The sequence below is a fragment of the Kitasatospora sp. NPDC058444 genome, from assembly GCF_042721415.1.
Classification (GTDB): Bacteria; Actinomycetota; Actinomycetes; order Streptomycetales; family Streptomycetaceae; genus Kitasatospora.
Genome location: NZ_JBHXLL010000008.1, coordinates 65,527 through 91,314, shown reverse-complemented (window position 1 = coordinate 91,314; position 25,788 = coordinate 65,527). Strand labels below are relative to the sequence as shown.

The following is a 25,788-nucleotide window of genomic DNA, read 5'->3' as shown; positions in this document are numbered from 1 at the left end:
AACGGCTCGACCAATACCCTGCGCTCCGATGCCCTCGCCGCGGTCGGCGCGGCCTGTCAGCGGCAGGGGTGTGAGGAGAAGGTGCCGGCGCCGGAGCCCGGCAAGCGCGGCCGCCGCTCTGCGGTACTGCTCGACCGTGTGCAAGTCGAAGGCGGCCCGGGGCAAGGTCGAGGCCGACGATGCCCAGCCCGGCGACGGTTCCCGGGGCGGAGGTGCTGCGGTGTACGGAGGCGGCCGTGGCCGCCGCCCGCGCGTTCCTGAGCGAAGTGGACGCCGATCCTGCGACCGCCTACGACGCCTCCTACAAGGCCCACGCCTTGCTGGGCGCCCGGGCGGCGGAGACGGCGGAAGACGGGCGGGACGAGGTCCGCTCGCCGGGCGGGATCGGGGCCAAGCTGGAGCTGTGCCGTGCCGTGCCGAGCAGATGCTGATGCGCCCGGACCTCCTGGCCCGCGGCGACCCGGAGGTTCTGACCGAGTGGCCCGCCGCCCCGGACGTTTCGGGCCGGTCCGAAAATCCCGCCCTGGCCGCAGCCGCGCCCGCTGTTTCGGACCGACGCGAAAAGGCGTCCGCGCCGGTCGGGGTGGCGGCAGCGGCTGACGCGTCCGCGAGTGCCGGTTCCCGCGCGCCTGCTGTTTCGGGCCGGTACGAAACCGGTACCGGGGCAACCGGGTCACCAACAAGAGCCTGACCGAGACCGTCTACTTCCGCGGCATGGACGGCGACACCCTCGTCAACGGCCAGCCCCGCCCCGTCAGCCCCCTCCAGGGACTCAAGGACAGCAACGAACTCGCAGGCTTCGCCCGCGAGACCACCGTCTACGACCAGGACGGCGGAAAGCCCCTCACCAACACGGTGAACACCCCCTGGCTGCGCAGCACCGGAAGCCGGGCGGCGAAGGCCCTGCCCAGCAAGGACGGCAAGCCCACCGCGTCTCTGCCCCGCGAGCCCAACCGGCCCGAGGCCACGGCCCTGACCCAGTGACCGCCACGATGGTCCGCACCGAAAGCGTGACCACCAACGCGTTCCAGCCGGACGGCAGCACGGCACGCACGCTCCGCGAGAGCCGATCAAGCGCCGACGAGGAACATCACCCATGTGCCGAACGTAGGGGGCCGGTTCGAGGTGCGTCCAGTACGGGTGGATCAAGGCCCGAGATCCTCACGTGACCGTCGTGGCTCGCCGATGTCCGGCAACGGCGAGGGTGTGTTCCCGTCCTGACGGTGTACTCCCGATCCCGGGAACCCTCGTGCGCAAGCCGCCGTCACCTACACTGCGGCCATGACTGGCTTACTACGCCTACGGGTTGTGCGAGGAGCTTCCTCACCCGGTGGCATGCCTCGACGGCTGGGAACCATGACAGCCGTCGCGCTCGCGCTGCTGGCGTCGGATCTCATCACCAAACAGATAGCGCTGACACATTTCTCGGGGACGGATCCGACCGCGCACTTGGGTGGGCTTCTGACATTCACGCTGGTCTTCAATTCGGGTGGAGCATTCTCCATCGGCGAGGGGGAGACATGGCTCTTCACCGCGGTGAAGATGACGGTCGTCGTCCTCTTGCTGGTGGTGTCGCCCCGGGTCCGCACCCCCGTCTGGGCGGTCTCCTTCGGGCTGGTCATCGCCGGGGCCGCCGGAAATCTCGTCGACCGGCTGTTCCGGGCCCCTTCCCCGTGGCAGGGAGGCGTCGTGGACTGGATCCAACTGCCGCACTGGCCGGTCTTCAACCTCGCCGACTGCGGCGTGGTGTGCGGCAGCGCCCTGGTGATGTGGGCCTCGGCACGCGGTGTCCGCCTGGACGGCACGGTCGCGTCCAAGACGCTGACCGAGCCGGGCGGAACGGAGCAGACCACTGAGGGGAAGGACCAGTAGGGCAATGGGCCTTCCGGCCCAGCCGTACCGATGCCGGACGGGCGCGGGCCTGGAGCCATCCGTTCGCGGCCGTCGAGGCCCGGCTCCTCGCCGCCCGGGTGGTGTTTCGGATCCGAACGATCAAGCGATTCCGCCAGGCTGTGCCACGGCCTGCGGGCAAGGGGAGGCCAACGTGACCGTGGGTACCGGCCGGAGGCTCGTCCTGATCCGTCATGCGCAGGCCGAACGGGAGACGGCGGTCGACAGGGAACGGCGTCTCGACGAGCGGGGACGGGAGGAGGCGTCCCGGGCCGGACGATGGCTCGCGGGTTCCGGCATCACGCCGGATCTCGCGCGGGTGTCCGGCGCCCGCCGGACCAGGGAGACCTGGGAACACGTGGGCGCCGCGTTGCCGCGGCTCCCGGAGACGGTCGACGAGCCAGGGCTTTACGACCTCAGCGTGAATATCCATCGACGGGAAGCGGGGATCGGCGAGCTGGTCGCGATGGTGCGTGAGAATGCGGACCACGTGGGCGACCTGGTCGTCGTCGGACACAGTCCGAGCCTGCCCGAGCTGGTCCGGCTCCTCGCCGGAGCAGCCGACGGCGACCTCTCACGGTGGGTGGAGGAGTCCGGGTTCCCGACCGCCTCCGTGGCCGTCCTCGAATTCGACGGTTCCTGGCAGGGGATCAGGCCCGGCGCAGCGAGGGTCACCGCGTTCTGGACGCCGTCGCAGGGTTGAGACGGTGCCCCCCGGGGCGTCGGCGCGTCCGACCCCTACGCGCCACCACCATGGCCAGCCCCACCGGCGACTGAAGGTCTACCGATTCCGGACCGCCCGGCGACATCATCGCCGCCGACATCTGGCGGTCGAGGTCTGCCCGACGAGGTGTGGGCACCCACTTCCGGGTGACCTGGCCGCTCTCCAGCAGCAGGCGGTCGGCGCCCCGCGCGGACGTCGAGGTTGACCCGACAAGCGCTCCCAGAGGAAGGCTGCGTGTGATGCGGACCCCTGACCCGACAACCAGGAGGCCCGCCGGGACGTCGGCCCGGCCACCTGATCGGGCCGGCCGAGGAGAGGAACACGTGGACCTCGACAGTCGAGCCGCTCAGCAGGTGGCCCGGTAGGGCACGGTGGGCAGATAGGTGTGCCAGTCCTCGCGGGCGAGTCCGCCGCCGGCCCGCCGACACAGGGTGGTCGCCGCGGCGGCCGGGGCTGTGTCGATCCGCTGGAGCGGCGCGTGCTCGCCCGCCACGTGGAGCCGGACGCCGTCGGACGAGAAGGCCAGGTCGTGCACGCCGTCGCCGGCGGTCGGGAAGGGCGAGCCGACGGGCAGCCGGGAGTCGAGGTCCCACAGCTGGACGACGTTGTCCTGGTAGGCGACGGCGAGTGTTCGCCCGTCGGGCGAGAAGGCGAGGGCCGTGGCGGGCGCCGAGCCGAGGTCGGCCCGGGTCAGCACACCGAGGCGGTGGCCGAGCCCGCCGTCCCACAGGGTGACCCGGCCGGCCCGCTCACCGGCGGCGAGGTACCTGCCGTCCGCGCTGAACTCCAGTGATTCCACGGCCGCGCCGGGGTTCTGCGGCCGGGGCGTCATCCGCAGGTCCGGCAGGTCGACGACGTCTCCCGAGGAGGTGACGAGCAGCCGGCCGTCGGGGCGGATCGCGACGGCGGTTCCCCGCGGGCCGGCGACCTCGGCGGTCGTCCGGCCCTCCCGGGGGTCCCAGAACTCCAGCCCGCCCGGTTCTGCGGGCAGGATCACCCGCCGTCCTGGGCGCCGCCAAGCGCCTCCTGAGCGGGGAACGCGGCCGGCGTGACACTGCCTACCTCGACGTGCGTCGGGCTCCGTGGCGTACCGCCCCTCGGGGCCGGCCACCGGCTGGGGTCGGCCCCGGCGCGGCGCCGCCCTGCCGCCGGCCGTGCCCCTACCGCCGTCCGCTCGCCGCGAGCGGACGGGAGCGCAGCAGGGCGCGGGTGGGTAGGGCTGTTGCGGCGAGGCAGAGGGCCCCGGCCCCGGCCGCCAGCGGTAGGGCGGTGCCCGGCGGGACGTGCGGTGAGGCGTCGGCGAGTCCCCGGGCGATCGGTACCAGGGTGATCCAGGCGATCAGGCCGCCCAGCAGGAGCCCGGTCGCGGCCACCAGCAGGGCCTCCCAGCGCATCATGCCGCGCACCTGCCGCCGGGTGGCGCCCGTGAGGCGCAGCAGGGCCACCTCGCGGCTGCGGTCCAGGACGGTCATCACCAGGGTGTTGGCGGCGGTGATCGCGGCGAAGCCGCCGAGGACGGCCGCCATCACGGAGTTCGCCCAGTCGCCGGCCTCGCGCTTGCGGTCGGTCTGGGCGACGTACCCGGCGCGGTCGGTCACCACGGTTCCGTCGGCGAGCCGTGCCAGCCGGGCGGCGACGTCCGCGCGGTCGGCGCCGGGGGCGTCCGTGACGAGCAGCTGGCTGTCGTAGGCGACGCCGGCGTGTGCGGCGACGGCCGCCCGGGGCAGGATCAACTGTCCGAAGCCGAGCCCGCGTTCGTACGTGGCGACGACCGTCAGCTGTGTCTGGGTGCCGTCGCCGAGCCAGAAGGAGGCGCGGTCGCCGACCTTGTGGCCGAGCTTGTCGGCGAGGGCCGCGTCGAGGGCGACGGTGTCGCCGCCGCGGGCGAGGTCGGCGAGCGAGCCGCTGCGCACGCCGAGGTCGAGCACCCGGGTCAGCTTCGCCGGGTCGCCGGACACGCCGAGGGCGCCGGCGGAGCGGAGCTTGCCGGCGGAGCGGTAGACGGCTCCGGTGCGCAGCAGTCCGATCGCGGTGTCCACGCCGGGCACCTCGGCGGCCCGTGCGGCGGTGGCGCCCGGCAGGCCGGGGCCGGTGGAGCCGAGCACGTGGTCGGCGACGACCCCGTCGCGGACCTGGTCGCCGGTGGCGTGCCGGACGCTGCTGGGGATGAAGAGCATGGTGCCGCAGAAGGCGCTGACCATCACGATGGGCGTGATCGCGGAGGTCAGCCGGCGGGCGCCGGCCCGGGCGTTGTCGGCGGCCAGCGCGCCGGAGGTGCCGCCCGCGCCCGCCCGCAGCGGCAGGCCGAGCACGGCGGTGGCGATCCGGGCCACCCAGGGGCCGAGCAGGGCGACGGCCACCAGGAAGCACATGACCACGCCGAGCGCGGTGTTGGCGGCGTTCTCGCCGTCCAGGCCGGCGGCGACGGCGGTCAGGACGAGGCCGCCGGCGACGGCGACCAGGCCGAGGAGGGTCCGCACCACGCCCGCCCGTCCGGCCTCCACCGACGCCTCGCCGAGCGCCCGGCCCGGCCGCAGCCGGGAGGGACGGCGGGCGGCGAGGTACCCGGCGGCGAGCGCGGCCAGCGAGCAGGTGACGACGGCGACGAGCGCCGGGATCGGTCCGACGTCCGGTTCGACGCCCTCGGGGACGGCGCCGCGCGCCACCAGCCCGTCGAACCACCAGCGGGCCATCGCCACGCCCGGGAGGAGGCCGAGCGCACCGGCGAGGGGTGCCACCAGCATCGTCTCCGTGGCGATCGTGCGGCGGATCTGGCGGGGGGTCGCGCCGACGGCGCGCAGCAGGGCGAACTCGCGGGCCCGCTGACCGACGGCCAGGGCGACGGTGGTCACCACCACGAAGACGGCCGTCATGGTGGCGGTGCCGCCGAAGGAGCCGCCGATCGCGATCAGCAGCGTCCGGCTCTGCCCGAGCCCGGGGTGTTCGACGGAGCCGCGGTCGTCGCCGGTGACCACCCTGATCCCGGTGGGCGACGCCCCGGAGGACTGCGGGCCGGCCGTGTCACGCAGGGCCTCGCGCAGCCGGCGGGCGAGGTCCCCGGCGCCGACACCCTCGCCCGGCCGGACGGCGATGGCGTCCACCCGGCCGGGGTGACCGGAGAGCTGCCCGGCCACCTCGTCGGCGAACCAGGCCGTCGGGCCGGCGCTCTGCGGGGCGCCCAGGCCGGAGATGCGGTAGGTGCCGCTGCCGCCGGGTGCGACCAGCGTGAGGCTCGCGCCCGGGGCCAGCCGGGCGTCCCGTGCGGTGGCGGCGTCCAGGACCACTTCGCCCGGGCCGGGGGCGCGGCCCTCGACCAGGGCGTCCGCGTCGCCGGCGATGCCGAGTGCCGCGTACCCGCGCCCGGTCAGGCCCGGTGTGGCCGGACCCGGCTGGATCGGGAAGGCGGTGTCGGGACGGGCCGCCGCGACACCGGGCAGGGCGGCGATGCGCCGGGCCAGGGCCGCGTCCACCCGGGGCCGGTCGGGCACCGGGCGCTCGACGGTCTTCTCCTTCTTGTCGGAGACCCTGCGGACGATCTCGACGTCCGGGCCGGCCGCGACGACCACCGGCGCCTGCGCGTAACGCACCGGGGGCACGCTCGCGGTGATGCCGGTCTGCAACAGGGTGCCGCAGCCCATGACGACCGCCGCACCGAACAGCAGGGCGACGAAGGTGCCCGCGAACGCGGGAGGCCGGAAGCGCACCGAGGCGCGCGCGAGTCCGTTGCTCATGCCGCCGCCCCCACCCTGGCGGAGGACAGGGCGACCATCCGGTCGGTGACGGACCTCGGGTCGGGGCGGTGCAGCTCGGGCGCTTCGTGCTCCGGGCGGTGGTGGCGGGCTGCCATGGTGCTGCCATCCCTCGTGGATCGTGTCGGTCGGCGACGTGGTCCAGGCTAGGAACGGCGGGTGGCGCGAACCATGGAGGCGACCGGCGGATGCGGGGTGGGGATAACCCCACCCCGCATCCGCCGGCTTCGAGCCGGCGCCCCGGCTCCAGCGGGCCTTGCCGCCCCACATCGGGGTGCCGGGCCGAGACGGTCCCGTACGGCTCGTCAGCACGACGAGCTCGGCGGAAGCCGTCGGCCTCAGCGGAAGTCGTCGGCGTGGTCGACGGCCCACTGGGCGTAGGTGTGTGCCGGAGCGCCGGTGATCTTTTCGGTGATGACGGAGGTCACGGCCACGACGCCGTCGGCGGCGGCCCACTGGCTCACGATCGCCTCGGCCACGACCGGGTGCATGGTTCTGGCGACTTCCGCGCGGGCCTGCTCGTCGGAGATGTGTTCGACCCGGATGTGACGGCCGATGGCCTCGCCGATGTGCTCGACCTGGCGTCGCAGCGTCAGGGACTCGGCCCCGTGGATGGTGTAGGCCTGGTGCGAGTGGCCCGGTTCGGTCAGGGCGGTCACGGCCAGCGCCGCGATGTCCTTCTCGTGTACCGGTGCCGACTGGGCGAGCGGGTGGGGAAGGCGGACGACGTTGTCGGTGCGGATCGATTCGGCCCACCAGGTGCGGGTGTTGGTCGCGAACGTCCCGGGCCGGAGGAACGTCCAGTCCATGCCGGACCGTTGGAGGGCCTGTTCGATCGTGCGGTTCAGGCGGGCGACCGGGTGGTCGGCGTCGGGGTCCAGGACGACCGCCACCGACGAGAGCAGAACCACCTGCCGGATCCCCGCGGCCGCGGCCGCCGCGGCGACCTTCTCGATGTCGTACGGCTTCTGGGGGTCGAGCATTCCGTACAGGAACACCTTGTCGGCGCCGTCGAACGCTGCGGGCAGCGTCTCGGGACGGTGCAGGTCGGCGACGACTGCTTCGCACCCGGGCGTCACACCCGCGGCCGGGGTCCGGGTGACCGCCCTGACCCGCTCACCGGCGGCCAGCAGGCCGTCGGCCACATGACGAGCGACGCTACCGCGAGCGCCTAGGACGACTGCCACCATGATGGAACCTCCTGATTGTTGTGAACGTGAACGGCCGCATCGGCGCGGGTGGGCGCGAGAGGGGTCGTTGCCACGCGGGTTGCGAGCTGCGTCGCGCCACACCGGGGGGTGGACCGGCGCCGGCGGGCCTGGTGGTCGGCGGTGGTTCCGCCGCCGACGCGAGCGCCGGCAGCGGGTTCGCCCCGATCGTCGGTCGCCGGTCAGGGCCGGAGGTTCTCCAGGTCCTCCAGAAGGCCGGGGTGCTTCGGCTCCCAGCCGAGCGCCTGCCGGGTGCGGGTGCTGGACGAGGGCTGGTCGGCCTTGAAGATCGGGCCGAGCGGGCCGTAGGTCTCCTCCGGCACCGACTCGACGGGCAGGCCCAGCCGTCGGCCGATGACGGCCGCGATGTCCCGTACCTCGTCCCCTTCGTCGGCCACGGCGTGCCAGGCGGTGCCGGCCTGTGCCCGCTCCAGGGCGAGTCGGAAGAGGACGGCCGCGTCGAGGGCGTGGACGGCGGGCCAGCGCTGGGTGCCGTCGCCGGGGTAGCCGGAGATCCCGCTCCGGCGCGCGATGTCGGTCAGCAGACCGGCGAACCCGCCCGTGCCCGCGTGGTGGACCGTGCGCGGCAGGCGTACGGACGTGCTGCGGACCCCGCGCGAGGCCAGGCCCAGGACCGCCGTGACGGTGCGACCGCGGCCGCCGACGGGCCCGTCGGTCGGTACCGGGTCGGCCTCGGTGGAGGCGCGGCCCGGCACCCAGGGCGTACCCGAGGCGGTGACCAGGGGGCGGCCGCTGTCGACGAGTTCCTCGCCGAGGGCGGTGAGGGCGGCGGTCTCCTCGGCGACGTTCCGGGCGAGGGCCTCGGGGCTGCTGAAGTCGTTGCCGAAGGCCAGGTGGATCACCCCGTCGGCCCGGGCGGCGCCGGAGCGCAGGACGTCCAGGTCGGCGAGGCCTCCCCGCAGCGGCTCGGCGCCTGCCGCCTCGGCGGCCTGTGCGGAGGCGTCGGAGCGGGCGAGCGCGAGGACGGTGTGGCCGTGGCCGAGGAGTTCGGCGACGACGGCGGAACCGATCAGACCGGTGCCGCCGGTGACGAAGACGCGCATGGAACCCTCCCAGAAGTGATGGGACTCTTGTCCCATCACCGTAGCAGAGTGATGGGACAAGAGTCCCATCACGTATGCTGAGCCCATGGGTCGATGGGAACCAGGTGCGCGTGAACGCCTCGTCGTGGCCGCGGTCGACCTGTTCACCGAGCAGGGGTACGACGCCACGACGGTCGCGCAGATCGCCGAGCGCGCCGGGGTCACCAAGAGCACCTTCTTCCGTCACTTCCCCGACAAGCGCGAGCTGCTGGTCGCCGGGCAGGAGACGCTGTGCCGGCTGCTGACCGAGGGGATCGCCGGCGCGCCCGGTGACGCCACCCCGCTCGAGGCGGTCGCCGCCGGTCTCGAGCGCGCCGCGATCACGATGGGCCCCGGCAGCCGCGAGCTCGCCCCCCGCCTGAAGGCGGCCGTCGCCGCCAGCACCGAGCTCCAAGAACGTGACACCCTCAAGACCGTCAGTCTCGCGGCCGCGATGACAGCCGCTCTGGTCGCCCGCGGCGTACCCGATCCGACCGCGGCCCTCGCGGGCGAGCTGGGCGTCCTCGCCTTCAAGCGGGGGTACGCCGAATGGGCCGAGGACGCCCGTGGCGCCGACGGCGAGCTCGCCGGGTACACCCTGGCGGCCCTGGACGAACTGCGAGCGGCGAGCGCTTCGCTGGGCTGACCGGACGAGCAGCGTCCAGTCGGCCAAGCCCGAGGACGAGGACGACGGCGAGGACGGGGTCAGCGTGCGGGTGGCCGCTTGCCCGAGGCCTCGGCGGCGCGGTGGCACAGCTCGACGAGGGAGCCGAGGAGCGGGCCGCCGTACGCGCGGGCGGCGTCGCACGGGTCCGAGCCGGCGTCGGCGCCCTGGCCGCCGTACGGCCGCCCGGCGCCGGGAGCGGGCCGCGGTCGCGGGCCGCCGGCCGGGAGGCCCGGTCGCCGCCCCGGGCCCGGCCCCGGGGTGCGCTCCGTCCGCGGCCCGCCTCCGTCCGGGGCCGCGCCCGGGTCCTGCTGTTCGCCCGCCGGCTCCGTCCCCGCCGGCGCGGGCGCCGGCGGGGGCGGCGGCACGGGGCCCGGCGCGGGGGAGGCCGACGGTACGGAACGCTCCAGGGCGCCCAGCACGGCGGGGGCGACCGGCTGGTCGTCGGGTACCGGTCGCGGGCCCGTCCCGAGGTAGGCCCGCGGTCCGGCGTCCGCCGCTCCCGAGAGCAGTGCCGTCGCCAGGGCGACCGCGACGACGGCGCCGCGTCCGAACGTCCGGACCGGGGACGGGCAGCCGGGCGGGCGCCGGGCGGCGGGGACCGCTGAGGCGGCGGGGACCGCCGAGGGGGCGGCCGCCGCCGACTCCGCCCGACGCCGGCAGATCTCCGCGTTGCGCGACGCCGCCCACTGCTCCGACGCGCCCAGGCCGGCCCACGCGGCGGCGGCCATGCTGAACAGGTCGGCCGCCCGCAGCGGATCGCCGCCGACCGCCGCGACGTACGCCCGCACCTCCTGCGCGCGCAGCGCCTCGGGGTGCTGCGCGCCGTGCTCCAGGGCGACGTGCCGGTGGAGCTCCTCGGCGAGGCGGGCCGCGAGGGCCGTGTCCCCGGCTTCCATGGCGCCCCGGATCAGGGCCACCCGGGGGGCGTAGGCGGACGGCAGCGTCCCGGCGGCCGTCCTCGACGACGTGTCGGCCGTATCGGTCATGGGCCCCTCGCAGGTGGTCTCTCCGAAGCAGGTGGTCTCTCCGAACGGTGGATCACGTCACGTATACCGGTCGCGGCCGCCCGGGGCCGGTCCGCGTTCAGCCCATCGGGTGAACCGTGACCGACCGGGTTCGGGACACTCCTCCGGCGTTCGGGCCGCCCCGGTCGGCCGCCCGGCGGCCCGAACGCCGGTCGGCGCACCCGTGGCGCCGCCGCACGGAGATCGCCGCTTCGAGTGACAGGCCGACAGGGGGCGCAGTAGTAACCCCCGTACATATGACGCATAGCGCTGACGAGGCGTTTCGAGGTGCCGAGCAGGGGAGGAGCCCGGCGCTGGACTCTCCCACCGTGGGAGGGTCCACCATGACGGTGTGCGAGACGAACTTCTCACCATCGGGCGCTTCGCCCGCCTGTGCCGCCTCAGCGTGAAGCAGTTACGGCACTACGACGACGTGGGGCTGCTGGCTCCCGTCCGCGTGGACGCCGGCTCCGGCTACCGCTACTACGCACCCGAGCAGGCGCGCGACGCGCTGACCATCGCCCTGCTGCGCGAGATGGATCTCCCCCTGGCCGTGATCGCCCGGGCACTGGCCGCCGGGCCCGAGCACAGGACGGGGATCCTGCGCGCCGAGCGGGACCGGCTGGCCGAGCGGATCAGCAGGGACCAGGCCCGGCTGACGATGCTGGAGCGGCTGGCGGAGGGCGGTCTGCCCGGTCACGAGGTGGCCCTGGGCAGGGAGCCGGAGCGACGGCTGGCGGTGGTGCGGGCGGTCTGCACCCCCGCGGAGATCGGGACCAGGGTGGGGGAGTGCGTGGGCCGGCTGCTGCCCGTGCTCGGCAGGACGGGAACCGCGTGGGAGCCGCCGCTGTGGGGGCTGTACCCGCTGGACCTGGAGGAGCGGATGGAGATCGCCGTCGGAGCGCAGACCCCGCAGGGGCAAGGCATTCCCGGCCTGGAATGCGAGGTGCTGCCCGGCGGACTCGTCGCCGAGACCACGCACATCGGGCCCTACACGCACCTTCCCCTGGCCTACAACGCGCTCTTCGCCGCCGTCCACGAACGCGGGCTGCGCCCGCGGGCACCCGTCCGCGAGGCGTACCTCGTCGGGCCGGCAGAGGCACCACAGGAAGAACTGATGACCCGACTGATCCTCCCCGTCCAGGAGAGCACGGCATGACCACGCTGACGGACATCGATGCCCGCGGTGCGCGGCACTGCGAGACGACGGCCCTGGGGGTGCTGCTGCGGCACCAAGGACTCGATCTGTCCGAGCCGATGCTGTTCGGCCTCGGCTCCGGCCTGTCCTTCCTCTACTGGGACGGCAGGAACATGGACTTCCCGTTCCTCGGGGGACGGGTCAAGCCGTTCGACCTCACCAGGAACCTGGCCACCAGGCTCGGGCTGGAACTCCGGGTCCGGGAGACCACTTCCGCGCGCAAGGCATGGGACGACGTGGCGGCCGCGATCGACGCCGGCCACCCCGTCGGACTCCAGCTCGACAGCTACCACCTGGACTACTTCGGCTCGAAGGTCCACTTCGGCGGCCACGTCGTCGCCATGTACGGCTACGACGACCACGACGCCCACCTGGTGGACACCGAGCAGCAAGGCGGAGCCGTCTCCACCAGCCTGACCAGCCTCGCCCGGGCCAGGGCCGCGCGTGGCCCGATGACCGCCAGACACCGGTCCTTCACCCTCACCGCTCCACGGAACCCGCCCGCCCCACCCGCACGGATCGTCCCCGCGATCACCGCCTGCGCCGACGCCTTCCTCAACCCGCCCATCGCCAACCTCGGCCACCGAGGCATCGAGAAGGCCGGCAAGCTGGTGCCCACCTGGCTCCAGCGCACCGACGACCCCCAGCGGGACCTGCCGCAGGCCGCCCTGCTGATGGAGAAGGCCGGCACCGGCGGCGCCCTGTTCCGCAACCTCTACCGCGACTTCCTCGCCGAATGCGCCGACCTGCTCGACAGCGGCCACCTGCGCACCGGCCACACGCTGTACACCGAGGCGGCCGTCCTGTGGACGGAGGCAGCGGCACTGATCAGGAAGGCCGGTGACGTCGGCGACGCGCAGTGCCTCGTCCAGGCCGGCTCGGTCCTCGGCGACCTCTCCCGCGTGGAGCGCGAGGCCATGGAGGCACTGGTCCGCCTGGGACATGAGACCCCGTGAACGGTTCGGCCCTGACAGGCTCCAAGAGGGTCCGTGCGCTGTAGATGCTCGCGCCGCCGTTGGGCCGGGCAGCCGCGAGGGCGGCCACCGGGGGTCCGGTGGCCGCCCTCGGGTCAGGGTCGGGACGGGGTGTCAGTGCCGGTGGTGCCGGCGACGGGAGGCGAGGACGAGCGCCGCGCCGCCGAGGAGGACGGCGGCCCCGATGCCGCCGATCAGCGCGACCTGGCTGCCCGTGGCGGCGAGACCGCCGCCACCGCCGGGCTGCTGCGGCTTGCCGGTGGGCGCCGGGCCGGTGCCGTTGCCGTCGGTCGCGCTCGACGAGGGCGAGGTGGTCGGCGTGGCCGTCGGCGTGGACGTCGGCGAGGCGGTGGGCGAGGTGGTCGGTGAGGAGGTGGTCACCGTCACGGTGGCCGTGCACTCACCGGCGGTCGTCCCGGGCGGGCAGTTGCCGCCGGGCCGGTCGGCCACCACGGTGTTGCGCAGGGTGCGGTCCCCGGTGGCCGGGTCGGTCACCTTCACCGTGTACGTGATCCGGGCGGTGCCGCCGACCGGCAGGTCGCCGGTCCAGGTGAGCACCGGCTTCGTGTAGGACGGGGTGCCGAGGGTGGCGGTGGCGTCGCCGTTGTATGCGGCGTCGTCGAGGACGGCGCTCAGGTCGTCGGTGACGGCCAGTGCGGTGAGCGGCTTGTTCCCGGTGTTGGTGACGTCCACGTGGTAGGTCACGGTGTCGCCGGGGGCGGCCTGGCTCTTGTCTGCGGTCTTGGCGACCCGGTAGCCGGCGTGCTCGGCGACGGTGTTGCGCACGGTGTTGCTGGTGCGCTGCTGCTCGCGGCCGGTCTGGGTGCCGCGGTAGGCGAGGGAGGCGGTGTCGTCGAGCCTGGTGCCCGGTGCGAGGCCGGCGTCGACCTTGGCGCGGAAGGAGACGGTGGTCTCGGCGCCCGGCGCGAGGTCGGCGGTGGGGCAGGTGATGTTGCGTCCGGAGGCGGTGCAGCCGGTGCCGGAGCCGTCGACGTAGCTGGTTCCCTGGGGCAGCACGTCGGTGAGGGTGACGCCGGTGGCGGTGTCGAGGTCGGCGGTGCTGCCGTCCGGGTGCCGGTTGGCGATGGTGAAGGTGTAGGTGATCTCGGCCCCGGGGTCGACGAGCCCGGCCGGGCTGTTCGTGACGGTACCGGCCGGGTTGTTGGCCTTGACGACCTGGAGGTCGGGTTCCAGGGCCTCGACGGCGAGCCAGACGGCCTGGGGGTGCAGCGCGTCGCCCTCGCCGGTGACCTTGAGCACGGCCTGCTTGCTGCCGGCGGGCAGCTTGCCGGTGACGTCGATCATCCGGGCGTCGTAGCCGACGTTGTTGACGGTGGCGGGGTTGCGGTCGGTGAGGTTGGTGGCGGTGCCGTCGGGTGCGACCTTGTCGATGCGGCTGGTGAAGGCGTTGTCGGGGGCGGGTCCGGTGGCGGTCGGCATGAGCAGCGGGGTCAGCTTGCCGGCGTCGGGGCCGACCTCCAGGGAGTCCCCGGCGATGGGGGCGTCGCCGTCGCCGACGATGACGCCCATGGTGGCGGCCGGTGCGCGGCCGGCCGGGGTGCGGATGCCGTCGAGCGTCATGGTGATGCTGGGCGTGGGCGGGCGCACGAGCTGGTAGCCGTCCCAGACCTGGAGGTAGCGCAGCGGCTCCTTCGGGTCCTCGTAGGCGACGACCAGGGACCAGCCGCCCCAGCAGCCGACGTTCTGGCCGCCGAAGTCGGAGGTGGAGGAACGGCCCTGACAGGCCTGGATGTCGGCCACGGTGTACTCGCCGGAACCGGCCGCGCGCACCAGGTCGGTGACGTCCTTGACGCCCGCGTGGGCGGTGAGCGGGGCCGGGGGCGTGCCGCCGGTCTTCTGGTCGAACCAGTCGTAGGTGTCGGCGGTGAGCCGCTGGTAGCCGGTGGCGCCGGGGACCTTGAGCTCGACCTGGTTCGCCTTGGAGGCGTCACCGGAGGTGGACAGGCGTGAGGTTCCGACGGGGTTCGACTGCCAGTAGAGCCGGGCGTTGAGCACCTTGGCGCCCGGCGGGATGGTCAGGGTGGCCGCGGAGGCGGTGTTGCCGGGGGCCTGGGGGTCGCTCTTCACCCAGTTGACCCGGTTGTTGTTGTAGGCGTTGAGGTCGCAGTCGCTGTCCTCGGGGTCGCAGGAGACCACCGAGTTGGACGCCATCGTGAGGTTGCCGTGCGCCAGCAGGTCGAGCGCCGGCTTCGGACCGATCGGCCGCTCGGCCCCGCTCCCGCTCGGGCCGGCCTTCGCCGACGGTGCCGCGGCGGCCTGTACGGCGAGCGGCACGGACGACGCGAGCACGAGCGTCGTGGTGGCGAGAGCCCCGAGAACGGCACGACCGGGCACACGCCGGGCCCGGACACCGGGTATCGGCCGCACCGCGTTCGTGACGGATGGTATGCGGTCGCTCAAGGTTGGGCTCCTGGAAGTGCTTGAGGGTACGGGAGGGTGAGGGGATGCCCTCCGGGCGGGTTCAGGGCGATTAGTCCGAATTCATCCGCCGGGGAATAATATGTCACACGCTGATCCGTTTGGGTCAATGCGATGGCGGCCGCGCGTCGGCGCGTCGACGGACAGCCGCCTCCAGCGGTCGGCTGACGGGGCCGCAGGGATCACCACGGCCCTGTCCGGTCGCGCGTCGCGTCACTGATCGCCCATCGGACGGACGCGCCCGGTCAACCGCTCGGCTCGCCCGGGGCCTCAGCGTGGTGGGCCGTAGAGCGCGGCGGCGCGGCGGGTGGCTTCGGCCAGGCGGGCGCGGAGTCCGGGAGGGTCGAGGACCTCGGCCTCCGGGCCGAGGCGCAGGAGTTCGAGGTAGCCGATGTCCCAGGACTCGACCGGCAGGGTCACGGTGACCCAGCCGTCGGCGTCCGGGACGCCCGCGGTGGCGAGGGCGTCGGCGGCGGCGACCGGTTCCAGCAGGACGGCGAGGTTCTCGACGGCGAGCGGGCTCAGCCGCACCAGGGCCCGTTCGCGCAGCAGGGCGCGGGTGAACTCCCGCGCCGCCGCGGCCCAGTGGTCGGCGAGGTCGAACTCCGGGTCGCGGTCGAACCGTTCGTCCCCGGCCACGGCGGTCTCGAAGCGGTCGACGCGGTACGAGCCGAACCGGCCGGACGCTCCGCGCGCCACGACGTACCACTGCCCGGCCTTCAGGACCAGGCCGTACGGCTCCAGTCGCCGGTCCCGGGTGCCGCCGCGCGCCGCGTAGCGGGCGTGGAGGACGCGGTCCTCCCACACGGCGCGCGACACCTCGGCGAGCAGCGCGGGGGTCTCGGCTTCGCGGAACCAGGCCGGGGCGTCGAGGTGGAACCGCCGGACGGCGGCGGCGGGGGCGTCGCCCAGGGCGGCGGCGACCTTCAGCCGGGCGGCGAGGGCCTGCCCGGCCAGGCCCATCTCGCGCAGCGGGCCCGGGAGTCCGGCCAGGTGCAGGACTTCCGCCTCCGCGCGTTCGAGGCCGGTGAGGCGGGTGCGGTAGCCGTCGACGAGGCGGTAGCCGCCGCCGCGGCCGCGCTCGGAGTACACCGGCACGCCGGCCTCGACCAGCGCGGCGACGTCCCGCTGCACGGTGCGCTCGGAGACCTCCAGCTCGACCGCGAGCTCCGCGGCGGTCATCTCCCGCCGGGTCTGGAGGAGCAGCAGCAGCGCGATGGTCCGGCTCGCCCGCACGTCGCTCCCTCCGATCGTCCGTCGTCGTCGCGTGCGCCCGCTGGGTCCGAGGGCGGCGCCGACGCCATTCTCGCGGGCGGGTCCGACAGGTGCGGGGCCGGTGCGTGCGGGCTTACGCCCCGTCAGCCTTGTCCTCCTTGTCCTCCTGGTCCGCCGACCCGACGAGCTTGGCGTAGTCGGGGGCGAACACGGTCATCCACTGCGGGTGCAGCCGGTAGTAGACCACGTCGTTCTCCCAGTCGAAGGCGTCGACGCCGTAGAAGTCCCGGAAGTACGCGAGCAGGTCCGGCCAGTCGGCGGCCGGCTCGCCGCCGAGGGGGTTGAGGACCTCCACGGTGCCGTGGGTGAACACGCCGAGGTCCTCCCCGCGCAGGTGCGCGACGCTGGCGGCGGGCCGGGCGGCGAGGTGCCGGGCCTTGGCGGCACCCCGCGCGGTGCCGAAGTGCCACTTCCCGTGCAGGAAGTGCCCGTCCGCGCCGCTGATCCGCGGCTCGCCCTTCGCCGTCACGGTGGACAGCGCGAGCGTGCGCATGCCGGTGAGCACGCTGGTGAGCTGCCCGGCGGTGAGCGTGCGCTCGCTGCTGATGATCGACCGCAGGTGCGCCGTGGAGCGGGAGAGCGAGGTGTCGAGGAGGGCCTGGAGCCGGCGCAGCTCGTCGGGTGTTTCGCGCATGAGGGGGTCCTGCTTCCGTACGTCGTCAGTGCTGTGCGTCGTCCCGGCCGGCGTCACCACGGCGCCGGCCGGTGGCACCACTGTCCCGGCTGAACCCGACATCCTCTGTCGTGTTTCCTGTCGTGTTTCCCCGGTGACTTCCGCGCTCCGGAGAATCAGCAACGACCCGCTCGGCGGAGGCCGGCCCGGGTGGCACCGAGGGTGAGCGCCTCGAGTCCGAAGGCGGCGACGGGGCCGTGGGCGCCGGGCGTGCGGGTGGGGCAGGACACCATCGCCGACTTCGTCACCAAGCACACCTCCTGAGCCCGCGGGGCCGGGCGCGGGTCGCCGGGTGTCGGTCGCCGGGCGCGGGTCGCGGGTCGCGGGTCGCCGGTCGGTCACCGGGCGCGCGTCGTGCCGCCTGCGCCCCTCGGCCGCCGGATCCGCCCCCTCGCGCCGGTCGGCGCGTCGGCTGGAGGGGAGGGGCGGACGGGGTGTCAGAATCGGCGGGTTCATGCCCATGACGGGAACGCGGCGGGAACGCGACGGCCGCGCGACGGGACCACGTCCGAAGGAGCGAGCGATGAATGGCGGCGGGGTGCGGCCGGAGCTGGGCCAGGTGCCGGAGACGGCGCTGTGGACGCTGTGGCACCGGGCGGTGGAGGCGCGGCGGCCGGACACCGTGCTGCCGGACCCGAAGGCGGTCGAGCTGGTGGACCGGATCGACTTCCCGTTCGCGGCGCGGTTCGGGGAGAACGCACTGGTGAGCCAGCTCCAGGCGCTGCGGGCGGCCTGCTTCGACCGCGAGGTGTCCGACTTCCTGACCCGCTGCCCGCGCGGCACCGTGGTCGGGCTCGGCGACGGCCTGGAGACCCAGGCCTGGCGGGTCGACAACGGGCGGGCGAGCTGGCTGTCGGTGGACCTGGCGGAGACCGCCGGGCTGCGGCGGAGGCTGCTGCCGCCGGACGAGCGGCACCGGATCGTCGCCCACCCGGCCACCGACCCGGGCTGGACGGACGAGGTGGACCCGGCGAACGGGGTGCTGATCAGTGCCGAGGGGGTGCTGATGTACCTGCGGCCGCGGGAGGTCCGCGACCTGATCGCGGCCTGCGCCGAGCGCTTCCCCGGCGGGGCGATGGTGCTGGACGCGGTGCCGCGCTGGTTCAGCAGGCGGGCCGTCGAGGGCAAGCTGCGGGACCGGTACTACCAGGCGCCGCCGATGCCGTTCGGGATGGACGCGGACGAGCGCGGGCTGCTGGCCACCGCGCACCCGGGGATCACCGACGTCCGGGAGGTGTACCCGCAGGGCGGGCGCCTGCCGGTGAGCGCCCTGCTGCCGCTCGCGCGCTGGATCAAGCAGCGCCCGTCCGTGGTCGCCCTGCGTTTTGCCGAATCTTGAAGAAACGCTGGTCAACCTGGAACCATGGCCCCGGGGCGTACGTCGTAACCACGGGTGATCGGCCGGGGGGACAGGCCGCCCGGCACGTTAGGCTCGTTCCGGGGGAGCGGCCTGCGTGCCGCCATCGGACGAAATGCCGGGACGGGCACGCGGCTCCAAGGGGGAGAGCGGCCGGTCCCGTCCTGCCACGGAGGGACTGGCCTTGCACATCGATGCCTGGATCGAGGGGATTCCACCGACGGCGGTGTACGCCGTAATCGGTCTGATCATCGGGCTGGAGTCGCTGGGCATTCCGCTGCCCGGCGAGATCGCCCTGGTCACGGCGTCCCTGATGGCGGTCAAGGGCGTGGTGAGCCCGTGGGGCGTCGCCGGCTTCGCGATCGCCGGCGCGATCATCGGCGACTCGATCGGGTACTCGATCGGGCGCAAGGGGGGCAAGCCGCTCTTCGAGAAGCTGGGACGCAAGTTCCCCAAGCACTTCGGCCCCTCGCACCTCGCCACCGCCGAGCGCTCGTTCCAGAAGTGGGGCATGTGGGCGGTCTTCTTCGGCCGGTTCATCGCCCTGCTGCGCATCTTCGCCGGTCCGCTCGCGGGCGCGCTGAAGATGCCGTACTGGAAGTTCCTGATCGCCAACGTGCTGGGCGGCGTGGTCTGGGCCGGCGGTACGACGATGCTGGTCTACAAGGTCGGCAAGAGCATCGAGCCCTGGCTGGCCCGGTTCTCCTGGGCGGGCCTGGGGGCGGCGCTGGTGATCGGCCTGCTCTCGGCCTGGATCATGAAGCGCCGTGCCGCCAAGACGCACGCCAAGATCGAGGCGGAGGAGGCGGCCAAGGCCGCCGCCGCCGGGGCCAAGGAGCCGGTCGCCGACTGACCCCGCCGCCCGGCCGGGTTCGCACCGGTCGTCCACAGCCACCCTCGTGGCGCCCTCGGGCCCTCGGAGTAGCATCGGTCGCGTACTGCCGATCTTGCACTCCGGAGGGCCCGATGTCTTCGCAGCCGACCTGGGACGCCGTGGACGCCTACTTCTCCGAGCAACTGGTCGGGCACGACCCGGTGCTGGAGCGCGCCACGGCCGCCGCCGACGCGGCCGGGCTGCCGAAGATCGCGGTGGCCCCCAACCAGGGCAAGCTGCTGCACCTGCTGGCGCTGACCCAGGGCGCGAAGCGGATCCTGGAGGTCGGCACGCTCGGCGGCTACAGCGCGATCTGGCTGGCCCGGGCGCTCCCCGCGGACGGCACCCTGCTCACCCTGGAACTCGACCCCCGGCACGCCGAGGTCGCCCGGGACAACCTGGCGGCCGCCGGGCTGGCCGGGGTCGCCGAGGTACGGGTGGGCCGGGCCGCGGACTCGCTGGCCGAACTGGTGGAGCAGGCGGCGCGGGGCGCGGAGCCCTTCGACCTGGTCTTCATCGACGCCGACAAGCCGAGCAACCCGGAGTACTTCCGCCGGGCGCTCCAGCTGACCCGGCCGGGCTCGCTGATCATCGTCGACAACGTGGTGCGCGGCGGCGCGGTCGCCGACGCGGCCAGCATCGACCCGACGGTGGTCGGCACCCGGGCACTGCACGACCTGATCGCGGCCGAGCCGAGGGTCACGGCGACCTCGGTGCAGACGGTCGGCAGCAAGGGCTACGACGGGTTCACCCTGGCCCGCGTCCGGGGCTGAAGCCCGGGCTCACTCGGGCCACCAGCGCTGCGGCGGCTCACTCGGGCCCGCTCGCGCTCACACCCCGCTCGCGCCCACGGGCGCCGGCACACACCACTTGCGCTCAATCGCGCTCATCGGAGAACGGAGAGATCGTGCGGATCGGACTGCTGGGAACCGGCCCCTGGGCGGAGCGGGTGCACGCGCCCGTCCTGGCCGAGCACCCCGGGCTGGAGTTCACCGGCGTCTGGGGCCGCCGGCCGGAGGCCGCCGAGGCGCTGGGCGCCGCGCACGGCGTGCCCGGGTACGCGGACCTCGACCGGCTGCTCGCCGAGGTGGACGCGGTCTCCATCGCGCTGCCCCCGACCGTGCAGGCGGGCCTCGCGGTCCGGGCCGCCGAGGCCGGCTGCCACCTGCTGCTGGACAAGCCGGTCGCGCTGACCGTGCCGGACGCCGAGGCCGTGGCCGAGGCGGTGCGCGAGCACAAGGTCGCCTCGGTGGTCTTCTTCACCGTGCGCTTCGGCGGCGAGCAGATCCCGTGGATCGAGCGCCAGGCGGAGCTCGGCGGCTGGTTCACCGGCCGCTCGGACTGGCTCGGCTCGGTGTTCGCCCCCGGCAGCACCAGCCCGTACGCGGCCTCGCCGTGGCGGGTGGAGAAGGGCGCGCTGTGGGACGTCGGCCCGCACGCGCTGTCCGTGCTGCTGCCGGTGCTGGGCGACGCGACGCAGGTGACGGCGACGGCCGGACCGCTGGACACCGTGCACCTGGTGGTGCGGCACGCCGGTGGTGCCTCCAGCACGCTCGCGCTCAGCCTGACCGCGCCGCTCGCGGCGGGCGGGACGGGCATGGAGCTGCGCGGCGAGCACGGCGTGGTGGAGCTGCCCCCGCGCGGCGAGGGCCCGGTCGCGGCCCTGCACCGGGCGCTGGACGCCCTGCAGGCCTCCGCCGCCTCCGGCGAGCCGCACCCCTGCGGGGCGGACTTCGGCCTGCGGGTGGTCGAGATCCTGGTCGGCGCCGAGCGGTCGCTGGCGAGCGGCGGCCCGGTGGAGGTCTGAGCGGTCGACGCGGCGGGGCCCGGTGCGGGGGTGGATCCGCACCGGGCCCCGCCGCGTCTCCCGCGCGCCCGCGTCTCCCGAGCGTCGGCCGCGTCCCTGAGCGTCGGCCGCGTCCCCGAGCGTCGGGCTCAGGCGGGCGGCAGCTGCGGCCCGGGCGGCGCCGGCGGCGGGGTCGGGGACGGCCGGCGGTCGGCGGGTCGGGCCGGCGGGATGACCGGGGCGCGGAAGTCGCGCGGGCCGGTCCACAGCGCCGGGACGGCGTCGCTGCGGCGGGCCAGTTCGTACGCCAGCGCCTCGTAGTTGACCCGCCAGCCGTGGAAGTGCGCCCAGGCCTCCTCGACCGGGCGTTCGCGCGGGAACCCGGCCGCGGTGATCATCGCGACGGCGCCCAGGTACTCGGCGTAGCTCAGCCGGATCGGGACGTCCGGGTCCGGGTCCGGATCGAAGTCGATCCGCAGCGAGCGGGCGATGTCGCGCAGCGCGGTGAAGCCGGCCCGGAGCACCAGCCGGGCCTCGGGCGGGGCCGAGCGCGGGCAGAGCGCCAGGTGCAGGGCGGCGGCGTCCATCACGGCGATCAGTCCGACCACCCAGCTGCGGTTGGGCTGCGGGGAGCGGAAGGAGAGCAGCACCGGGTAGTTGGAGTGGCTCTCGCCGATGTCGGCGGCCAGCCGCTCCCAGTCCTGGTAGAGCTGGGGGAGCGCGGTCTCGGTGTCCACCAGGGACTGGCGGGCCAGCAGCTCGGGGCCCCACGCGGGTTCGCCGGCCCGGGACTGCAGCAGCGTCACCTCGGTCTCGCGGCGCTGGTAGGCGGCGTAGAGGGTCGGCAGGTAGGAGATCTGGAGGGCGATCACCAGTGGGCCGCTGGCGGCGGCCATGAAGTCGATCGCGGAGAGGTGCAGCCGCTCGCCGCTGGCGAAGCCGAGGGTGAACAGACTGGATCCGGCCTCGCGCACGGACACCGACCAGCTCAGCTCGGAGGTGCCGTGCAGCAGCAGGGTGTAGGCGGTCAGCATGCAGCTGAGCCACACCCCGAGCATGCCCAGCAGCACCAGCGGCGCCAGCCAGGTGAGCGCCCGGTCCTGCGCGTGGTAGCCGCGGCCGGGCCCGGCGGTCAGCCGCAGCAGGGTGCGCAGCATCCGCCAGAGCCGCATCACCAGTGCCGAGTAGAGCCCGCGCGGAACGACCAGCGTGCGCAGGATGCTGCCGACGATCAGCAGGAGCAGCATCGCGCCGAGCGCGGTCTGGATCATCCTCATGGCGCCATTCTGGCGGTACGGCGGGGCGGCCGGGGACCGGGTCCGGTGCGGGGCGCGTGTCCGTCGTCCGTTCGTCGGCCGTCCGTCGGCCGTCCGTCGGCCGTCCGTCGGCCATGGTCGGCCGTCCGTCGCGCGGAGTATGACCATGATCACACCGCGACCAGGCATACGTACTGATGTTCCCACCGCGTCTATGTGTACGGAGGACCAGGCCCACGAGCGAATCGGAGACCGGACTGTGCGTGCTCAGCGAGACGGCGCGGCCGACGAGGAGAAGACCGGGCGGCGACGGTGGCGCTTCCCACCGCGCCGGAGGCCGTTACGGGAGGAGCGTCCGTCCCGGGAGCGGCGCCCGTTCCTGCGCCGGGCCCTGCGGATCGACTACCCGCGCGGCGGACGGCGCGGGGTCCGCCGCTGGCTCCCCTCCTGGCGGCAGCTGCTGTTGGTGGCCGGGACGGGAACGGCGGCGCTGACGGGCTGGATGGTGTGGTTCTACCTGAACACCGCCGTCCCGGAGGACCTCAACTCCTTCGCCACCCAGCAGAACAACGTCTACTACTGGGCGGACGGCACCGAGATGGCGCGGATCGGCCCGACCAACCGGCAGGAGGTGCCGCTCGGCCAGGTGCCGGAGCCGGTGCAGTGGGCGGTGCTGGCCGCCGAGAACGAGACCTTCTACACCGACCCGGGCATCTCCGTGACCGGCATCGGCCGAGCCGTCGTCCAGATGGTCACCGGCGGCGACACCCAGGGCGGTTCCACCATCACCCAGCAGTACGTCAAGAACATCTACCTGAACCAGCGTCAGGACATGTCCCGCAAGCTCAGCGAGATCGCCATCGCGATCAAGCTGGACGACCGGATGAGCAAGCAGGACATCCTGGCCGGCTACCTGAACACCAGCTGGTTCGGGCGCGGCAGTTACGGCATCGAGCGCGCCGCGGCCGCCTACTACGGCAAGGACGTCTCCCAGCTCGACCCGAGCGAAGGCGCCTTCCTGGCCGCCCTGTTGAAGGGCGCCGGGCAGTACGACCCGGCGGTCAGCCCGGAGAACCGGAAGCGGGCCGAGGAGCGCTGGTCCTGGATCCTGGACCGGATGGTGGAGGTCGGCAGACTGTCCGCCGCCGAACGCGCCCGGTACACGGTGTTCCCCGAACCCAGGCCGCAGCCGAAGTCGGCGGGGCTGAGCGGTCAGACCGGGTACCTGGTGGACATGGCCCGCGCGTACGTGGAGAGCCACAGCGACATCACCCCGGCCCAGTTCGACCTCGGCGGCCACCAGATCCACACCACCTTCGAGAAGTCGAGGGTCGACGCCCTGGCGGCCGCCGTCCAGGAGGGCACCGCGGGGATCGACCCGGACAAACGGGAGTCCGACAAGCTCCTGAAGGTCGGCGCCGCCTCGGTGGCCCCGGACGGCCGGGTCGTCGCGCTCTACGGCGGCCCCGACTACCTGAAGCAGGGCTTCAACAACGCCAACACCACGACGGTGCCCATCGGTTCGGCCTTCACCCCGGTGGTGTACGCCGCCGGGCTCGGCCAGGGAGTGCAGCGCCAGCGGGGCGGCGACCGCACCCCGGTCACGCCCGCCACCACCTACAACGGCGACGACGGCGTGAACGTGATGACCCCGGAAGGGCCGTACTGGGGACGGGACGGGAAGATCGTCAAGACCGCCAACGACGGCAAGCGGAACTGGGGCACCGTCACCCTGCGGAACGCCGTCGAGCAGTCCGTCAACGGGCCGCTGATGCAACTCGGCATGGACGTCGGCCTGGACAGGGTGCAGAAGACCGCCACCGACCTCGGCCTGCTCCCCAACACCCTCGGCGACCTCGTCCCGGCCCTCGGCGTCGGCAACTCCACCCCCAGCGCCCTCCGCACCGCCGACGCGTACGCCGCCTTCGCGGCCGGCGGCACCCACACCGACCCCTACTCGGTGCTGCGGATCTCCCGCAACGGCGTCCAGCTCCCGCTGCGCCAGCCGACCCCCGTCCAGGCACTGACGCCGTCGGTCGCCGGCGACGTGGACGCGGCACTGAAGGGCTCCGTCCGCGACGGAGCCGCCAAGCCGGCGGCGGAGGCGGGCCCGAACCTGGCCGCCAAACCCGGCACCACCACGGACCGTACGGCGGGGTGGTTCGTCGGCTACAACGGGCAGCTGTCGACGGCGGTCACCGTGTTCCGCGCGGACCTGAAGGACATGAAGCTCCTCTCCCTCGAAGGCCTGGGCGGCGCCACCCCGGACACCTCCGACGCCACCGTGCCGGCCCGCATCTGGACGGCCTACATGAAGACGACGGCCCCCGGCCGGTAGGCCGGGCGGCGACCGCGGGGCCCGTGGAAGTGACGGGTCCCGCGGCCGGCGTCCGGTCGGGGCGGCCCTTCGGACCGGGCGGATTTCGGCCGCCCGGGCGTCGTCCTGCGGTTTGCAGTCCCGCGCGAGGAGGTAACGTCCGCCTCGCAACGGTCCGCGTGGTGCGGGATCGGTGTGCGGACCTGGGGAACCTGAGCGGGACTCTCGTCGAGGGGGCAGCGATGCCGACGACCACCGGCCGGCCGGGCGCCGCCGAACTCGGGCCCCGGGAACGCGAGGTGCTCCACGCGGTCGGCTGCGGGCTGAGGGACGACGAGATCGCCGCCGCCCTGGCCATCTCCGAGGCCGCCGTGGCCGCGCACCTGGCGAGGATCCTCGGAGAACTCCGTCTGCGCGACCGGGCCGCCGCCATCGTCCACGCCTTCGACTGCGGGCTGGTCGCCCCGGGGTGCGGCCCCCGCGCGCAGCCGGTGCGCGCGGCGCCGGGGAGCACCACCGGTCGAACGGCGGGGCCCGCGGTGCGGATCGCCGTGCTCGGACCACTGCGGGCGTGGCAGGGCGGGAGGTCCCTGGACCTCGGGCATCCACGCCGGCAAGCCGTGCTGGCGGCGCTGGCACTGCGCGGGGGACGGGCCCTCAGCCGACAGGAACTGCTGGACGGCGTCTGGGGGTTGGAGCCGCCGGCCGCCAACGTGGTGCCGGTCCACATCTACCGGCTGCGCAAGATCCTGCGTATCGGGGACAGTCCGGACTCGGTGATCGAGTACGACCGGGGCGGCTACCGGCTGGTCTCCGGCGCGGCCGAGGTGGACCTGGTGCGGATGGAGGACCTGGTCACCGCCGCCGGGGCGGCCGACCGGGTGGGCGACCCCGCCGAGGCGGTCCGCCTCTGCTCCCAGGCGCTGGACCTGTTCCGCGGGGAACTCCTGGCCGGACTGCCCGGCCCGTTCGCCGAGTTGGAGCGGCTGCGGCTCACCGAGCGCAGGATCGCCGTCGCGCAGCGGAAGCTGGAGTGGCAGCTGCGTCTGGGCCGGAACTCGGAGGCGGTCGCCGAACTGTTCCCCCTGTCCGCGGAGCACCCCCTGAACGAGCTGGTGGCCGCGATGCTGATGCGGGCGCTGCACCACTGCGGCCGGCGGGCCGAAGCCCTGGCCGTGTTCGACCGCGCCCGCCGCCGGCTGGCCGACGAGGTGGGGGTTCCACCGGGTCGGATGCTGCGCCGGACGTACCGGATGATCCTTCGTGGGGACGAGGCCGGGCCCGGCCCCACCGGAGTCACCCGGTGAGGCCGAGG

22 protein-coding genes are annotated in these 25,788 nt (G+C 74.2%); 13 read left to right on the top strand and 9 right to left on the bottom strand.

Features of this window, described 5'->3' with window-relative positions; genetic code table 11:
• Positions 1-179 precede the first annotated feature (179 nt).
• The 4 genes from ACFWP2_RS12020 to ACFWP2_RS12005 all read left to right on the top strand — a co-directional run bounded on the left by ACFWP2_RS12020 (position 180) and on the right by ACFWP2_RS12005 (position 2,593).
• Positions 180-431 (top strand): hypothetical protein, encoded by a 252-nt coding sequence (locus ACFWP2_RS12020; protein WP_380450254.1) that lies wholly within the window; start codon positions 180-182, stop codon positions 429-431.
• 283 nt (positions 432-714) lie between these two features.
• Complete coding sequence (locus ACFWP2_RS12015) at positions 715-984, top strand: hypothetical protein (RefSeq protein ID WP_380450253.1); 270 nt, start codon at positions 715-717, stop codon at positions 982-984.
• A 372-nt stretch (positions 985-1,356) separates the two neighbouring features.
• Positions 1,357-1,872, top strand: a complete 516-nt coding sequence (lspA, locus tag ACFWP2_RS12010; protein ID WP_380450252.1) for a signal peptidase II — start codon at positions 1,357-1,359, stop codon at positions 1,870-1,872.
• Between the two features lie 172 nt (positions 1,873-2,044).
• Positions 2,045-2,593 carry a SixA phosphatase family protein gene (locus tag ACFWP2_RS12005; RefSeq protein ID WP_380450251.1) on the top strand — a complete coding sequence of 183 codons (549 nt, stop codon included), beginning with the start codon at positions 2,045-2,047 and terminating at the stop codon, positions 2,591-2,593.
• A gap of 367 nt (positions 2,594-2,960) precedes the next feature.
• Here the strand turns inward: ACFWP2_RS12005 and ACFWP2_RS12000 are convergent, their stop codons facing one another.
• The 4 genes from ACFWP2_RS12000 to ACFWP2_RS11985 all read right to left on the bottom strand — a co-directional run bounded on the left by ACFWP2_RS12000 (position 2,961) and on the right by ACFWP2_RS11985 (position 8,635).
• A complete protein-coding gene (locus tag ACFWP2_RS12000) occupies positions 2,961-3,611 on the bottom strand; it encodes a WD40 repeat domain-containing protein (protein WP_380450250.1) in 651 nt (216 codons plus the stop codon).
• Positions 3,612-3,774: 163 nt separating this feature from the next.
• Positions 3,775-6,345, bottom strand: coding sequence for an FtsX-like permease family protein (locus tag ACFWP2_RS11995; protein WP_380450249.1), 2,571 nt, complete (start codon positions 6,343-6,345; stop codon positions 3,775-3,777).
• Positions 6,346-6,701: 356 nt separating this feature from the next.
• Positions 6,702-7,553 carry an SDR family oxidoreductase gene (locus ACFWP2_RS11990; RefSeq protein ID WP_380450248.1) on the bottom strand — a complete coding sequence of 284 codons (852 nt, stop codon included), beginning with the start codon at positions 7,551-7,553 and terminating at the stop codon, positions 6,702-6,704.
• A gap of 200 nt (positions 7,554-7,753) precedes the next feature.
• Positions 7,754-8,635, bottom strand: coding sequence for an SDR family oxidoreductase (locus tag ACFWP2_RS11985; protein WP_380450247.1), 882 nt, complete (start codon positions 8,633-8,635; stop codon positions 7,754-7,756).
• An 85-nt stretch (positions 8,636-8,720) separates the two neighbouring features.
• Between ACFWP2_RS11985 and ACFWP2_RS11980 the strand changes: the two genes are divergently transcribed.
• The gene (locus ACFWP2_RS11980; RefSeq protein ID WP_380450246.1) at positions 8,721-9,299 is read left to right on the top strand and encodes a TetR/AcrR family transcriptional regulator; all 579 of its coding nucleotides are present in this window, start codon (positions 8,721-8,723) and stop codon (positions 9,297-9,299) included.
• A gap of 59 nt (positions 9,300-9,358) precedes the next feature.
• Here ACFWP2_RS11980 and ACFWP2_RS11975 read toward each other — a convergent pair whose 3' ends face one another.
• Positions 9,359-10,306 carry a hypothetical protein gene (locus tag ACFWP2_RS11975; protein WP_380450245.1) on the bottom strand — a complete coding sequence of 316 codons (948 nt, stop codon included), beginning with the start codon at positions 10,304-10,306 and terminating at the stop codon, positions 9,359-9,361.
• Positions 10,307-10,676: 370 nt separating this feature from the next.
• Here ACFWP2_RS11975 and ACFWP2_RS11970 point away from each other — a divergent pair, with 370 nt between their 5' ends.
• Positions 10,677-11,483: a MerR family transcriptional regulator gene (locus ACFWP2_RS11970; RefSeq protein ID WP_380450244.1), complete on the top strand. Its 807-nt coding sequence runs from the start codon at positions 10,677-10,679 to the stop codon at positions 11,481-11,483.
• On the top strand, positions 11,480-12,478 hold the full coding sequence (locus tag ACFWP2_RS11965) for a BtrH N-terminal domain-containing protein (protein WP_380450243.1): 999 nt from the start codon (positions 11,480-11,482) through the stop codon (positions 12,476-12,478). Before ACFWP2_RS11970 ends, ACFWP2_RS11965 begins: the two co-directional genes overlap by 4 nt.
• A 132-nt stretch (positions 12,479-12,610) precedes the next feature.
• Here the strand turns inward: ACFWP2_RS11965 and ACFWP2_RS11960 are convergent, their stop codons facing one another.
• The 3 genes from ACFWP2_RS11960 to ACFWP2_RS11950 form a co-directional block, all read right to left on the bottom strand.
• Complete coding sequence (locus ACFWP2_RS11960; RefSeq protein ID WP_380450242.1) at positions 12,611-14,806, bottom strand: hypothetical protein; 2,196 nt, start codon at positions 14,804-14,806, stop codon at positions 12,611-12,613.
• A 399-nt stretch (positions 14,807-15,205) separates the two neighbouring features.
• The gene (locus tag ACFWP2_RS11955) at positions 15,206-16,171 is read right to left on the bottom strand and encodes a helix-turn-helix transcriptional regulator (RefSeq protein ID WP_380450241.1); all 966 of its coding nucleotides are present in this window, start codon (positions 16,169-16,171) and stop codon (positions 15,206-15,208) included.
• A 112-nt stretch (positions 16,172-16,283) separates the two neighbouring features.
• Positions 16,284-16,844, bottom strand: a complete 561-nt coding sequence (locus ACFWP2_RS11950) for a pyridoxamine 5'-phosphate oxidase family protein (protein WP_380450240.1) — start codon at positions 16,842-16,844, stop codon at positions 16,284-16,286.
• 562 nt (positions 16,845-17,406) lie between these two features.
• Between ACFWP2_RS11950 and ACFWP2_RS11945 the strand changes: the two genes are divergently transcribed.
• The 4 genes from ACFWP2_RS11945 to ACFWP2_RS11930 all read left to right on the top strand — a co-directional run bounded on the left by ACFWP2_RS11945 (position 17,407) and on the right by ACFWP2_RS11930 (position 20,921).
• A complete protein-coding gene (locus tag ACFWP2_RS11945) occupies positions 17,407-18,222 on the top strand; it encodes a class I SAM-dependent methyltransferase (protein ID WP_380450239.1) in 816 nt (271 codons plus the stop codon).
• 202 nt (positions 18,223-18,424) lie between these two features.
• A complete protein-coding gene (locus ACFWP2_RS11940) occupies positions 18,425-19,093 on the top strand; it encodes a DedA family protein (protein WP_380450238.1) in 669 nt (222 codons plus the stop codon).
• A gap of 113 nt (positions 19,094-19,206) precedes the next feature.
• Entirely contained in the window at positions 19,207-19,887 is a 681-nt protein-coding gene (locus ACFWP2_RS11935) for an O-methyltransferase (RefSeq protein ID WP_380450237.1), read from the top strand.
• A 134-nt stretch (positions 19,888-20,021) separates the two neighbouring features.
• The gene (locus tag ACFWP2_RS11930; RefSeq protein ID WP_380450236.1) at positions 20,022-20,921 is read left to right on the top strand and encodes a Gfo/Idh/MocA family protein; all 900 of its coding nucleotides are present in this window, start codon (positions 20,022-20,024) and stop codon (positions 20,919-20,921) included.
• 128 nt (positions 20,922-21,049) lie between these two features.
• Here the strand turns inward: ACFWP2_RS11930 and ACFWP2_RS11925 are convergent, their stop codons facing one another.
• Entirely contained in the window at positions 21,050-22,177 is a 1,128-nt protein-coding gene (locus ACFWP2_RS11925) for a hypothetical protein (protein WP_380450235.1), read from the bottom strand.
• Positions 22,178-22,415: 238 nt separating this feature from the next.
• Between ACFWP2_RS11925 and ACFWP2_RS11920 the strand changes: the two genes are divergently transcribed.
• Both ACFWP2_RS11920 and ACFWP2_RS11915 read left to right on the top strand, forming a co-directional pair.
• Positions 22,416-24,494 (top strand): transglycosylase domain-containing protein, encoded by a 2,079-nt coding sequence (locus tag ACFWP2_RS11920; RefSeq protein WP_380450234.1) that lies wholly within the window; start codon positions 22,416-22,418, stop codon positions 24,492-24,494.
• Positions 24,495-24,715: 221 nt separating this feature from the next.
• Positions 24,716-25,780, top strand: coding sequence for a BTAD domain-containing putative transcriptional regulator (locus ACFWP2_RS11915; RefSeq protein WP_380450233.1), 1,065 nt, complete (start codon positions 24,716-24,718; stop codon positions 25,778-25,780).
• Positions 25,781-25,788: the final 8 nt, after the last annotated feature.

Excerpts from the sequence above, each read along its gene's own strand:
- ACFWP2_RS11950 (WP_380450240.1), bottom strand. The coding sequence starts at position 16,844 with ATGCGCGAAACACCCGACGAGCTGCGCCGGCTCCAGGCCCTCCTCGAC.
- ACFWP2_RS11985 (WP_380450247.1), bottom strand. The coding sequence starts at position 8,635 with ATGCGCGTCTTCGTCACCGGCGGCACCGGTCTGATCGGTTCCGCCGTC.
- ACFWP2_RS12020 (WP_380450254.1), top strand. The coding sequence starts at position 180 with ATGCCCAGCCCGGCGACGGTTCCCGGGGCGGAGGTGCTGCGGTGTACG.
- lspA (WP_380450252.1), top strand. The coding sequence starts at position 1,357 with ATGACAGCCGTCGCGCTCGCGCTGCTGGCGTCGGATCTCATCACCAAA.
- ACFWP2_RS12015 (WP_380450253.1), top strand. The coding sequence starts at position 715 with ATGGACGGCGACACCCTCGTCAACGGCCAGCCCCGCCCCGTCAGCCCC.
- ACFWP2_RS11975 (WP_380450245.1), bottom strand. The coding sequence starts at position 10,306 with ATGACCGATACGGCCGACACGTCGTCGAGGACGGCCGCCGGGACGCTG.
- ACFWP2_RS11965 (WP_380450243.1), top strand. The coding sequence starts at position 11,480 with ATGACCACGCTGACGGACATCGATGCCCGCGGTGCGCGGCACTGCGAG.
- ACFWP2_RS11915 (WP_380450233.1), top strand. The coding sequence starts at position 24,716 with ATGCCGACGACCACCGGCCGGCCGGGCGCCGCCGAACTCGGGCCCCGG.
- ACFWP2_RS11980 (WP_380450246.1), top strand. The coding sequence starts at position 8,721 with ATGGGTCGATGGGAACCAGGTGCGCGTGAACGCCTCGTCGTGGCCGCG.
- ACFWP2_RS11935 (WP_380450237.1), top strand. The coding sequence starts at position 19,207 with ATGTCTTCGCAGCCGACCTGGGACGCCGTGGACGCCTACTTCTCCGAG.
- ACFWP2_RS11945 (WP_380450239.1), top strand. The coding sequence starts at position 17,407 with ATGAATGGCGGCGGGGTGCGGCCGGAGCTGGGCCAGGTGCCGGAGACG.
- ACFWP2_RS11990 (WP_380450248.1), bottom strand. The coding sequence starts at position 7,553 with ATGGTGGCAGTCGTCCTAGGCGCTCGCGGTAGCGTCGCTCGTCATGTG.
- ACFWP2_RS11925 (WP_380450235.1), bottom strand. The coding sequence starts at position 22,177 with ATGAGGATGATCCAGACCGCGCTCGGCGCGATGCTGCTCCTGCTGATC.
- ACFWP2_RS11995 (WP_380450249.1), bottom strand. The coding sequence starts at position 6,345 with ATGAGCAACGGACTCGCGCGCGCCTCGGTGCGCTTCCGGCCTCCCGCG.